9 protein-coding genes are annotated in these 12,423 nt (G+C 68.8%); 7 read left to right on the plus strand and 2 right to left on the minus strand.

The features are described from left to right. Positions 1-179 precede the first annotated feature (179 nt). Positions 180-1,622: a CCA tRNA nucleotidyltransferase gene (locus ACGF2V_RS01070; protein WP_362709926.1), complete on the minus strand. Its 1,443-nt coding sequence runs from the start codon at positions 1,620-1,622 to the stop codon at positions 180-182. 183 nt (positions 1,623-1,805) lie between these two features. On the opposite strand from ACGF2V_RS01070, the gene ACGF2V_RS01075 reads away from it, so the two are divergent. The 7 genes from ACGF2V_RS01075 to trxA all read left to right on the plus strand — a co-directional run bounded on the left by ACGF2V_RS01075 (position 1,806) and on the right by trxA (position 11,478). Further along, positions 1,806-4,145, plus strand: coding sequence for a DUF6049 family protein (locus ACGF2V_RS01075; RefSeq protein WP_362709924.1), 2,340 nt, complete (start codon positions 1,806-1,808; stop codon positions 4,143-4,145). A gap of 49 nt (positions 4,146-4,194) precedes the next feature. Next, the gene (gene murJ, locus ACGF2V_RS01080; RefSeq protein WP_362709922.1) at positions 4,195-6,348 is read left to right on the plus strand and encodes a murein biosynthesis integral membrane protein MurJ; all 2,154 of its coding nucleotides are present in this window, start codon (positions 4,195-4,197) and stop codon (positions 6,346-6,348) included. Between the two features lie 125 nt (positions 6,349-6,473). Continuing rightward, positions 6,474-8,189: a protein kinase family protein gene (locus ACGF2V_RS01085; protein ID WP_362619368.1), complete on the plus strand. Its 1,716-nt coding sequence runs from the start codon at positions 6,474-6,476 to the stop codon at positions 8,187-8,189. 165 nt (positions 8,190-8,354) lie between these two features. Continuing rightward, entirely contained in the window at positions 8,355-9,059 is a 705-nt protein-coding gene (gene sigM, locus ACGF2V_RS01090) for an RNA polymerase sigma factor SigM (RefSeq protein ID WP_362619371.1), read from the plus strand. Beyond that, positions 9,056-10,003, plus strand: a complete 948-nt coding sequence (locus tag ACGF2V_RS01095) for a hypothetical protein (RefSeq protein ID WP_362619374.1) — start codon at positions 9,056-9,058, stop codon at positions 10,001-10,003. The genes sigM and ACGF2V_RS01095 overlap by 4 nt, the downstream gene beginning before the upstream one ends. 133 nt (positions 10,004-10,136) lie before the next feature. Beyond that, complete coding sequence (gene trxB, locus ACGF2V_RS01100; RefSeq protein ID WP_362619377.1) at positions 10,137-11,099, plus strand: thioredoxin-disulfide reductase; 963 nt, start codon at positions 10,137-10,139, stop codon at positions 11,097-11,099. Positions 11,100-11,145: 46 nt separating this feature from the next. Further along, positions 11,146-11,478 carry a thioredoxin gene (trxA, locus tag ACGF2V_RS01105; RefSeq protein WP_362619380.1) on the plus strand — a complete coding sequence of 111 codons (333 nt, stop codon included), beginning with the start codon at positions 11,146-11,148 and terminating at the stop codon, positions 11,476-11,478. Positions 11,479-11,569: 91 nt separating this feature from the next. On the opposite strand, the gene ACGF2V_RS01110 is transcribed toward trxA, so the two are convergent. Further along, positions 11,570-12,187: a GNAT family N-acetyltransferase gene (locus ACGF2V_RS01110; protein WP_362619383.1), complete on the minus strand. Its 618-nt coding sequence runs from the start codon at positions 12,185-12,187 to the stop codon at positions 11,570-11,572. Positions 12,188-12,423 lie beyond the last annotated feature (236 nt).

Consider the following 12,423-nt stretch of genomic DNA (forward strand, 5'->3'; position numbering starts at 1 on the left):
CACACCCCCCCCCGGGGGGGTTTGGGGTGGTGGTGGTTTTAACCACCCCCCCCCCCCCCACCCCCCTACCCGCTGCCGTCGTGTTTCACGTGAAACATGAAAGCGACCACACCCTTGCCCCTATTGGCTGGAACCGGTGAGAGGCATTGGAACGCCTCTCCTGGGCCGGAGCCGGCCGCTCAGTTCTGGGCGGCCCACCACTCCTTGAGCTTGCCGACCGCGACGTCGTGTCCCAGCGGACCGTGCTCCAGCCGCAGCTCCAGCAGGAAGGCGTAGGCCCTGCCGACCACCGGCCCGGGGTCGATACCCAGGGTGGCCATGATCTCGTTGCCGTCCAGATCGGGCCGGATGGCGTCCAGTTCCTCCTGCTGCTGCAACTGCGCGATGCGCTCCTCAAGACCGTCGTAGGTCCGGGAGAGGGCGGCGGCCTTACGCTTGTTCCGCGTGGTGCAGTCCGAGCGGGTCAGCTTGTGCAGCCGCTCCAGCAGCGGCCCCGCATCCCGTACGTACCGGCGCACGGCAGAGTCGGTCCACTCGCCGTCGCCGTAGCCGTGGAAGCGCAGATGAAGCTCCACGAGCTTCGAGACGTCCTTGACCATCTCGTTGGAGTATTTGAGCGCGGTCATCCGTTTCCGGGTCATCTTGGCGCCCACCACCTCGTGGTGGTGGAACGAGACGCGCCCGTCCTTCTCGAAGCGCCTCGTCCTCGGCTTGCCGATGTCGTGCAGGAGGGCGGCAAGGCGCAGGACCAGGTCAGGGCCGTCCTCTTCCAGGCCGATCGCCTGCTCCAAGACGGTCAGCGAGTGCTCGTAGACGTCCTTGTGACGGTGATGCTCGTCACTTTCCAGACGCAGGGCGGGCAGCTCCGGCAGGACGTGCCGCGCCAGACCCGTGTCGACGAGCAGCGCCAGCCCCCTGCGGGGGTTGGCGGACAACAGCAGCTTGTTGAGCTCTTCCCTGACGCGTTCGGCGGAGACGATCTCGATACGTCCGGCCATTTCCGTCATCGCCCTGATCACGTCGGGTGCCACGTCGAAATCCAGCTGCGCGGAGAAACGGGCGGCACGCAGCATCCGCAGCGGGTCGTCGGAGAAGGACTCCTCGGGTGTACCGGGGGTGCGCAGTACCCGCTGGGCCAGGTCCTCCAGTCCGCCGTGGGGGTCGATGAAGCCCTTCTGCGGAAGCGCGACGGCCATCGCGTTGACCGTGAAGTCGCGACGGACGAGGTCGTCCTGGATGGAGTCGCCGTAGGACACCTCGGGCTTGCGCGAGGTCCTGTCGTACGCCTCCGACCGGTAGGTGGTGACCTCGATCTGGTAGCCGTCCTTCTGTGCACCGACCGTGCCGAAGGCGATGCCGACCTCCCACACGGAGTCTGCCCACGGCCGCACGATCTTCAGTACGGCATCGGGGCGGGCGTCGGTCGTGAAGTCGAGGTCGTTCCCGAGCCTGCCGAGAAGGGCGTCCCGGACCGAACCTCCGACCAGAGCAAGACTGAATCCGGCATCCTGGAAGCGGCGGGCGAGGTCGTCGGCGACCGGTGACACCCGCAGCAGTTCACTGACTGCGCGATGCTGCACCTGGGTCAGGGCGCTGGAGCTGTCTTCGTTGGCGTTCGACACAACAGAAAAGGGTACGTGCCCGGACCGGCCCGGTCGTCCGAGTTCCGGCACGCCCTGCGAGACTCTTCCGATCTTGAAGCGCACTCCGCAGCACTGGGCACCCGCGCACCTCGTTACCATGCGTGGACGCAGCAACCGAGAACCATCGACACCATCTGACTACGACGAGGGACGGGTAGGCGCGTGGCCGAGGCGGCAGACAATCAGGGGATCGGTCCCTCTCCTGCCCGCCGGTGGCTGCGGCGCGCAGCCGCGTCCATCGCCGGGGCCCCTCTCGTCGCGGCTCTGCTGGTCGGGCCTGCCGCGCCCGTCGCGTACGCCGACGTGCCCGCCAAGGCCCCCTCCGAGTCGGAGGCCGTGAAGGTGTCCTTGAACACCGTGTCCCCCAGCGCCCCGGCGAAGGGGGACACGCTGACCATCGCCGGCACGGTGACGAACAGGGGCAAAGCCGCGATCACCGACGCGAGGGTCGATCTCCGGGTAGGTTCGAGGATCACCGGCCGGACGTCGATCGACGACGTCGCAAAACGCTCCGGGTACGTGCCGGGCGTCGACCCCGCCCCGCTCGGCGGAAAGTACGTGGTGAAGCTCCCGAAGCTCGCCTCCGGGATCAGCCAGGACTTCGAGCTCTCCGTCCCTGTGGGCAAACTGGGGCTCGGCGACGACGGCGTGTACCCGATCGGGGTCTCGCTGTCGGGGCAGACCTCCCGCGCCCGGTACGACCAGGTGCTGGGGATCCAGCGCACCTTCCTGCCATGGCAGGAGGACGAACGCGAGTCCCGGACGAAGATCACCTATCTCTGGCCGCTCATCGCGTCGGCTCACGTCACTGCCGAGACCGGCACCGACGACGAACAGACTCCGGTGTTCGCGGACGACGCCCTGGCCGACGAACTCGCTCCCGGCGGTCGCCTCGAACAGATGGTCTCGCTGGGCAGCCGGCTGCCGGTGACCTGGGTCGTCGATCCGGACCTGCTGGCCAGTGTCGACGCGATGGCGCGGGGCTACCGGGTCAAGTCCGGCGACACCATCGTCGCCGGGAAGAACCAGGCCGTCGCCAAGCAATGGCTCGCCGCCCTGGAGGCCGCGGTGTCCGATGGCGAGGTCGTCGCGCTGCCGTTCGCCGACCCCGACCTGGCGGCCATCGCCCACCGCGGCAAGAACGTGTCCGGCACCCTCAGTCACCTGCAGACCGCCACGGAGATGGCGGAGTCGACCGTGCAGACCATCCTTCACGTGAAACCGTCGACGGATTTCGCCTGGCCCGTCGACGGAGCGGTCGACCCCGCGATCGTCGATGTCGCCACCTCGGCCGGCGCCCACAACGTGATCGCCCGCAGCGACAGCCTCCAGGAGACCAGCGAGCTGTCGTACACCCCCACCGCGGCCCGTCCTATCGGCGGCGGTACCACCGCGGTGGTCGCCGACGCCCGGCTCTCCACCGCGTTCGAGGGCGACATGTCCAAGGCTGGCAGCTCCACCCTCGCCGTGCAGGAGTTCCTCGCCCAGACCCTCGCCCTGACCGGTCAGGAAACGGACGCGGAGCGCAGCATCGTCGTCGCGCCGCAGCGGATGCCGTCGGTCGCCCAGGCCCATTCGATGGCCCGTGCCCTGCAGGCCCTCGACGACGACCGCTGGACCCGGCCCCTCGGGCTCGTGGACGCGGCCGAGGAGAAGCCCGACGCGGACGCGACGAGCGCCGTCCCCAGCTCCTCCCGGTACCCGAAGAAGCTCCGCAACCAGGAACTGCCCACCCAGGCGTTCCAGGACATCAAGTCCACCCAGGTCTCGCTCAACAAGTTCCAGGTCATCCTCACCCAGCCCGAGCGGGTGGTCACCCCCTTCGGTAACGCGGTGAACCGGTCCGTGTCGACGTCGTGGCGCGGCAGGCCCCTGGAGGCCCAGCAGTACCGGGATTCCGTTCGCACCTATCTTCAGAGCCTCGTCGGCGAGGTACAGCTCATCCCGAAGTCGGACGTCACCCTGTCCGGCCGCAGCGCCACGATCCCCGTGACCGTGCAGAACCGGCTGGTGCAGGGTGTGGACAACCTGGTTCTCCGCCTGAAGTCGGACAACGCGACCCGGCTCAGGCTGAATGACGACGGAGCCGTGGCGGAGCAGCCGGTCCGGATCTCCGGCGGCCACAGCCAGTCCGTGAAGTTCGATGCCGCGGCCAACGTCAACGGCCAGGTGCAGATGACGGCCCAGCTCTACACCGAGGACGGCACCCCGTACGGCGAGGAGATGGCCTTCACCGTGAAGGTCTCGGAACTCACCCCGACCGTACTGCTGGTGATCGCCGGCGGACTGCTGCTGCTGGTCCTCGCCGGCATCAGGATGTACACCCAACGCAAGCGCGCCAACGCCGCCGACACGGACGGGAACGCCCCCGAAACGGACGAGAACGACGACGTCACGGATGGGAACGGCGACGGCGGACCGGAGCACCCGAGTGACCCTGCGCCGGACACCGGTCCGGACGGTCGGGGGGCATCGGGCTCGGGTGAGAAAGTGGAACGTTGAGCGATGTCTGTGGTGGCCGGTCGGCCGGGGACGATGAGGTGGGGTTTCGATGAACGCGCCGTACGACGGTGACCACGGTCGAGGTACGGGCGGGCCCGGGTCTTCCGGCGGCCCCCCGGCGCCTACCGGGCCGGGCGGGGGTCCGCCGGCGCCCGACCCGTACCTGCAAGCCGCGTACGACCACGATGCCTACCGGGCCCAGGACCTTTCCGCCCAGGACCCGGTGAACGAGGCACTGTACGACCGCGCCGCGCACCCCCCACCACCCGGCACCCACCCGCAGCCCCAGCCGCTCTACCAGCAGCCTCCCCCGGCACCGTACGCAACCGATCCGCGCGTCTGGGCCCAGACGCCTCCGCCGGAGCCCGAGGGTCCGTCGCACCATCTGCCGTACGGCGACGCCTCGGCGGCGAACCAGTTCGTCGGGGACCATCTCGTCGCCCAGGCACCCCAGGACCGGGAGCAGCCGGATGCCTTCGCGCATCTGCTCCGCGACCAGGAGGGGCCGACGGGTGCTTCCCCCGTCGCGGTCGAGCCCGAGGCCGCCCCGGCGCCCGCACCGCGCAAGTCCGGCGGCCGGGCCTCCGGGCTCCTGAAGTCGAGTGCCTTGATGGCGGCCGGCACGCTCGTTTCCCGGCTCACCGGCTTCGTCCGCACGCTCGTGATGACCGCCGCACTCGGCGCGGCCCTGCTCGGCGACAGCTACACCATCGCCTACACCCTGCCGACGATGATCTACATCCTCACCGTGGGTGGCGGTCTGAACTCGGTCTTCGTTCCGCAGCTCGTCCGTTCCATGAAGGACGACGAGGACGGCGGCGAGGCCTACGCCAACCGGCTGCTGACCCTGGTGATGGTCGCGCTCGGGGTGATCGTCGCGCTCGTGGTCCTCGCCGCTCCGTGGCTGGTCCACATGATGTCGCCGACGATTGCCCGGGACGCGGCGGCCAACAGCGTCGCCGTGACGTTCGCCCGGTACTGCCTGCCCACCATCTTCTTCATGGGTATCCATGTCGTGATGGGCCAGATCCTCAACGCCCGCGGCAGGTTCGGCGCGATGATGTGGACCCCGGTCCTGAACAACATCGTCATGATCTTCACGTTCGGCATGTTCATCTGGGTCTACGGCACGTCCGCCGAATCCCAGATGGGTGTCCAGACGATTCCGCCGGAGGGCATCCGGCTGCTGGGCATCGGCACACTGCTCGGCCTGGTCGTCCAGGCCCTGGCCATGGTCCCGTATCTGCGCGAGGCCGGTTTCCGCTTCCGTCCGCGCTTCGACTGGCGGGGACACGGCCTCGGCAAGACGATCAAGCTGGCCAAGTGGACCGTCCTGTTCGTCCTGGCCAACCAGGCGGGCGTGATCGTCGTGACCCAGCTCGCGACCTCGGCGGGCAAGCTGTCCGGCAAGGACGGCACCGGCTTCCTCGCCTACTCCAACGCCCAGCTGATCTGGGGCATGCCGCAGGCGATCATCACCGTGTCGGTCATGGCCGCCCTGCTGCCCCGCATCTCCCGCGCCGCCCACGACGACGACCCGGGTGCCGTCCGTGACGACATCTCCCACGGGCTGCGGAACTCGGCCGTCGCCATCGTGCCGGTCGCGTTCATGTTCCTCGCGCTCGGCCTGCCGATGTGCACCCTGCTGTACTCCTCCGCCGGCACCGAGGCCGCCCGTTCCATGGGCTTCATCCTCATGGCGTTCGGCCTCGGCCTGATCCCGTACTCCGTGCAGTACGTGGTGCTGCGCGGCTTCTACGCCTACGAGGACACCCGCACGCCCTTCTACAACACGGTCATCGTCGCCGCGGTCAACGCCGCGGCCTCGGCCCTCTGCTACGTGGTGCTGCCCGCCCAGTGGGCCGTGGTCGGCATGGCCGCCTCGTACGGGCTCGCCTATGCCGTCGGTGTGGGCGTCGCCTGGCGGCGGCTGCGCAACCGGCTGGGCGGTGATCTGGACGGAGCGCACGTCGTGCGCACCTACGCCCGTCTGTGCCTGGCCGCCGTCCCGGCGGCGGTGCTCGGTGGCGGGATCGGCTTCGCCGTACTCAGGGGCCTCGGTGACGGCGCCTTGGGATCGCTCGTCGCGCTGGTCTGCGGGGGGGCCGTTCTGCTGGGCGTCTTCGTCGCCGCGGGCAAGCGGATGCGGATCGAGGAGATCAACGGGCTGGTCGGGATGGTCCGCGGGCGGCTCGGGCGCTGAGGATCCCGGTGCACAACCATCACCGCCTCTGGCGTGTCGTGCATAGCGCCGGAGTGTGGGCACAATTGGCATGACTGTGCAGAGCTGGCTGGCATCGCGCAACGGATGGGGAGGCAGGAACGACGGTGGCGGAACGTAGCACGGCTGCCGTCGACGTGGCCGACAACAGCGGTGAGAAGCTGCTGGCCGCCAAGGCGGACGAGGCCACGGCCGACGGTACGGCAGAAGCGCAGGACTCGACGGACAGGAAGTCACAGGACGCGGACGGCAGGCTCCACCCTTCCGAGTCCTCCCTGCCGACCCCCGACCTGCACAGCGGGCACAAACTCGCCAGACGCTACCGGCTCGAGGAGTGCATCACCCGTCTGGACGGATTCAGCAGCTGGCGCGCTGTCGACGAGAAGCTGCGCCGCGCGGTGGGGGTCCATGTCCTTCCCGCCGACCACCCCCGCGCGCGTTCCGTGCTGGCGGCAGCCCGGTCCGCCGCGCTGCTCGGCGACCCGCGTTTCGTCCAGGTTCTCGACGCGGTGGAGGAGGACGACCTCGTCTACGTCGTCCACGAGTGGCTTCCCGACGCCACCGAGCTGACCTCTTTGCTGGCGGCCGGGCCGATGGAGGCGCACGACGCGTACCAGCTCGTCAGCCAGGTCTCCCAGGCCATGGCAGCGGCACACCGGGAGGGCCTCGCCCATCTGAGGCTGACGCCGGGGGCGGTGCTGCGAAGCTCGACCGGCCAGTACCGGATCCGCGGCCTCACAGTGAACGCGGCCCTGCGTGGCATCACCTCCGACAAGCCGCAGCGAGCGGACACGGAGGCGATCGGAGCCCTGCTCTACGCCGCGCTGACCCAGCGCTGGCCATACGAGACCGATGCCTACGGCTTGTCCGGACTGCCCAAGGGCATGGGTCTGATCGCCCCCGACCAGGTGCGGGCCGGTGTGCACCGCGGTCTCTCCGAGCTCGCCATGCGCGCCCTGGCCAATGACGGGGCCACGGCCTCCCGGCAGGAACAGCCGTGCACCACGCCGGACGAGCTGGCCAAGGCCGTGTCCGCGATGCCCCGCATCCGGCCCCCGGAGCCCGCCTTCACCGCGCCCCCCGAGTACCAGCGCACCACCTACCAGCAGGGCACCTACCGACGGCCTCCCGCAGGTCCCGGTGTGGCCGCCACCGCGCCCGTCCCCGTACCGCCGGCCCCGCTGCAGAGCCGCACCGGCAAGGCCCTGAAGTGGGCGGTCTCCGCCCTGCTCATCGCCGCCCTGGGACTCGGCAGCTGGCAGCTGGCGGAGAAGTTCCTCGGCCAGGGAGACGACTCGGGGACCGACAGCACGCAGACCACTTCGCCCAGCCCTGACAACAAGCCTCTGGCTGCGCCCAAGCCGCTGCGGCTCGACAGCGCCCTGGAGTTCATGCCCAGTGGTTCCGGGATAAGCCCGGAGGACGCTTCGAAGGCAGTCGACGGTGATCCCGGGTCCGCCTGGATCACCCATCGGTACGTGGGCTACGCGAACTTCGGCAACCTCTCGCCCCGCAGGGATGGCAGCGGCATAGTCGTCGACCTCGGAAGTGTGCAGAACATCCGAGGCGTGGAGATCGAGATGTTCCGGGGCGGGCAGAAGGCCGAGGTACTCGCGGCCGCCCCGGACGCCACCGCCCCGTCGTCACTCGCGGACTTCCCCCAGCACCTCACGAAGCTCGAAACCGTGGGGAGCGAGCTGAAGCAGACCCTGGACAAGCCGGTGCGGGCCCGCTTCGTCCTGGTTCATATCACCGAGCTGCCGTCGGACGGCACGTCCGACGGCTACCGGGGCGGCATCTCAGAGATCTCGGTACTCGGCTGATGGAGCAGCCCGGTGGGATCCTCTCCCACCGGGCTGCTCCGTGCCGCGCCCCAGATGCCGCGCACCACCGCACCCCGACGAACCCCGCCTCGTCCGCCCTCTGCCGCTGTTCCTTCGAATCGTGATAGACAGACGGATCTTGATACGGAGAGGGAGGAGGGGGAGGTGGCCACGGAGCCGTCTGAACCACTCAGCGACTCAGACCTCCTCGCTCGCCATGTGGCTGGTGAACCCGATGCCTTCGGTGAGCTGGTCCGCCGCCATCGGGACCGGCTGTGGGCCGTGGCGCTGCGTACCCTCGGCGACCGCGAAGAAGCGGCCGACGCCGTCCAGGACGCCCTGGTCTCCGCTTTCCGTGCCGCCCATAGCTTCCGTGGTCAGTCCGCCGTCACCACCTGGCTGCATCGCATCACCATCAATGCTTGTCTCGACCGGGTGCGCAAGGCGGCCTCCCGCAAGACCTCGCCGGTCGACGACGCGGAACGGTTCGAGCAGTTCCTCGAACCGCACGAGTCCGCAGAGGCGCCTGCGGAGCGTCAGGATCTGCACCGAGAGCTCCTGGCCGCCCTGTCCACCCTTCCCGCAGAGCAGCGCGCGGCGCTCGTCCTCGTGGACATGCAGGGATATCCGGTCGCCGAGGCCGCGCGCATCCTCGACGTGCCCACCGGCACGGTGAAGAGTCGTTGTGCCCGCGGCAGGGCCCGACTCGCTCCCCTGCTCACGCATCTGCGCGACGAAGGCGTGGCAGTGGCTGGGCCCGCCGCGGAAAGGAACCGGACGCCACGTGCGTCCGTCCCACCCGCATCGGGGCCGAAAGATACGGACGCAAGTGATCCCGCTGCGGTGAAGGGCGGAGGTGGACACGCATGACATCGACCGACACGAGCAGGCACACGGATGTCTCGGAGCTCTCCGACCTCACGGAGGGGCTTCTCCCGCCGTCACGCGCGGACGAGGTACGACAGCACGTGAACGGGTGCGAACTCTGTAGCGACGTCCATGCCTCGCTCATCGAGATCCGTGAACTGCTCGGCACTGTTCCTGCACCGCAGCGCATGCCCGACGACGTCGTGGACCGTATCGACGCCGCACTCGCCGCTGCGGCTGTCGACACCACGGCTTCCGATCCCTCGGCGCGTGTTTCACGTGAAACAGAAGCGGGCGCAACGACGAAACCCGAAAGGGAGAGCCCCGCCCCGGTCCGCCCCGCAGGACGTCCCGGGGCGGCCACCGGCCCGGGACGTCGCCCCACCCGGCGCCGGCGCGGCGCGGCCGTGCTCGGTGCCACTTTCGGCGCGGCCGTCATCGGCCTGGGCATCCTCCTGCTGCAGAACGACCAGACGTCCCACGACACTGCGGCAACCAAGGCGGCGAACCGCGACTCCAACTCCACGGCGAGTGGGACGCCGATCTTCTCGGAGTCCGCCCTCGAAGGGCGTGTGCGCGCGCTTCTGCGGCACGCCGACAGGAGGCCGTCAGCCCCGGACGGCGTCGACGCCGAGAAGCAGCCGCCTTCCGTCATGGCTCAGTCGCCGCCCGGGAACGCCCCTTCCGCCTCCGAGGCGCCCCAAACGCCCCTGCGCACATCGGCCGCTTCCGTCCCTGACTGCATCCGGCAAGGAATCGGCCGCGACGCCCCGGCCCTTGCAGTGGAAGCGGGAACCTACGAAGGGCAGGACGCCTTCCTCGTCGTCCTGCCCCACCGCTCCGAGTCGACCCGCGTCCAGGCATACGTCGTCGACGCGGCCTGCACCCGGGACAAGGGCGCCACCAAGGGAAAGCTGCTGCTCACCCACACCTACGCACGCCCTTGAGAACAGCGCCCGACGCGGCCCCACCGCGAGGGGAATGCATCCCCCGTAGGATCCGTTGGGTGGGGTGAGAGTCGTTGAACCGACCCCACTAGGCGTGGACAGTAGGCAGTCTGCAGAGACGAGGAAGAAACCCGTGAGCGACGTCCGTAACGTGATCATCATCGGCTCCGGCCCTGCGGGCTACACGGCCGCCCTTTACACCGCACGTGCCTCGCTGAAGCCGCTGGTCTTCGAGGGCGCCGTCACCGCAGGCGGCGCGCTGATGAACACCACCGATGTAGAGAACTTCCCGGGCTTCCAGGACGGGATCATGGGCCCCGAGCTCATGGACAACATGCGCGCCCAGGCCGAGCGCTTCGGCGCCGAACTCGTCCCCGACGACATCGTCTCCGTGGACCTCAGCGGTGACATCAAGACGGTCACCGACACGGCGGGCACGGTTCACCGTGCGAAGGCCGTCATCGTGGCGACTGGCTCCCAGCACCGCAAGCTCGGCCTCCCCAACGAGGACATCCTCTCCGGGCGCGGTGTCTCCTGGTGCGCCACCTGCGACGGCTTCTTCTTCAAGGACCAGGACATTGCCGTGGTCGGCGGTGGCGACACCGCGATGGAGGAAGCAACCTTCCTCTCCCGCTTCGCCAAGTCGGTCACCATCATCCACCGCCGCGACACGCTCCGCGCGTCCAAGACCATGCAGGAGCGTGCCTTCGCCGACCCGAAGATCAAGTTCGCCTGGGACAGCGAGGTCGCCGAGATCCATGGCGATCAGAAGCTCTCCGGCCTCACCCTGCGGAACACCAAGACCGGCGAGACCTCGGAGATCGCGGTGACTGGCCTGTTCATCGCGGTGGGCCACGACCCGCGCACCGAGCTCTTCAAGGGACAGCTCGACCTCGACGACGAGGGCTACCTCGAGGTCGACGCCCCCTCGACCCGTACCAACCTGACCGGTGTCTTCGGCGCCGGTGACGTCGTCGACCACACCTACCGGCAGGCGATCACCGCCGCCGGCACGGGTTGTTCGGCCGCTCTCGACGCCGAGCGCTTCCTCGCCGCGCTCGCCGATGAGGAAAAGGCCGCAGCGGCGACCGTCTGATCCCGTCCCCACACCCCACACCCCGAGTAGTTAGAAGGAGGCCGCCGTGGCCGGCGCCCTGAAGAACGTGACCGACGACACCTTCGACGAGGTCGTCCTGAAGAGCGAGAAGCCCGTCCTGGTTGACTTCTGGGCTGCCTGGTGCGGTCCGTGCCGCCAGATCGCGCCGTCCCTGGAGGCCATCGCCGCCGAGCACGGCGAGCAGATCGAGATCGTCAAGCTCAACATCGACGAGAACCCCACCACGGCCGCCAAGTACGGCGTCATGTCCATCCCGACCCTGAACGTCTACCAGGGCGGTGAGGTCGCCAAGACCATCGTCGGCGCCAAGCCGAAGGCCGCGATCCTCCGTGACCTCGAAAGCTTCATCGGCGAGTAAGACAGCTTTTCGTCGTTTCACGTGAAACGGTCCGCCCCCGAGGGGACGGACCGTTTCGCTTTGCCCCGAGATCCCGGATCGCGGCAGCGGATCACAGCGGCCGGAGAGCCGGCTCCTTCTGAACGGCTCCCAGCAACCGGTCGAGTGCCAGCTCGACATCCTCCTTCCAGGAGAGTGTCGCCCGGAGTTCCAGCCTCAGCCGCGGATGAACGGGATGAGGTCGCACGGTCTTGAAGCCGACCGCGAGAAGATGATCCGCAGGAAGCACACAGGCCGGTTCCTTCCAACGAGCATCCCCGAAAGCCTCGATCGCCTTGAATCCCCGACGCAGCAGATCCTTGGCGACGGTCTGCACCATCACCCGGCCCAGCCCCTGCCCCTGGTATCCGGGCGTGATCCACGCGGTCATCAGCTGTACGGCGTCAGGAGAGACCGGACTCGTGGGGAACGCCATCGAGCGCGGGACATAGGCCGGCGGAGCGTAGAGGACGAAGCCCACCGGCACATCGTCGACGTAGACCACACGGCCGCAGGATCCCCACTCCAGCAGAACGGCCGAGATCCATGCCTCCTTCTCCAGCTCGGGCGTTCCCGCTTTCATCGCGGCATCTCCGCTGACCGGATCAAGCTCCCAGAAGACGCACGAGCGGCAGCGCTTGGGGAGATCGGAAAGGTTGTCCAGTGTGAGCGGTACGAGCCGACGCCCCATAAAAGCTGTTCCTCGCTTTCTTCGCCTGCCGCATCGCATACGGCCGCCAGTGCGCCACGCTTGCGGAACGGGAGCGGGCCACCGGCGAGTCCTGCGACAGCCTCCGAGCCCAGCCCCACCAATCGGCCGCGACTCACCGGTCGCGGATCCCGCTCCGCCGAGGCTGCTCAAGTCGGATGGGCCGTACCAACGCATCGTATCCAGCCCTGCACCAAGCCGACACCGTGAGAAAGCAA

The sequence above is a fragment of the Streptomyces sp. NPDC047982 genome, assembly GCF_043204165.1.
GTDB lineage: Bacteria > Actinomycetota > Actinomycetes > Streptomycetales > Streptomycetaceae > Streptomyces.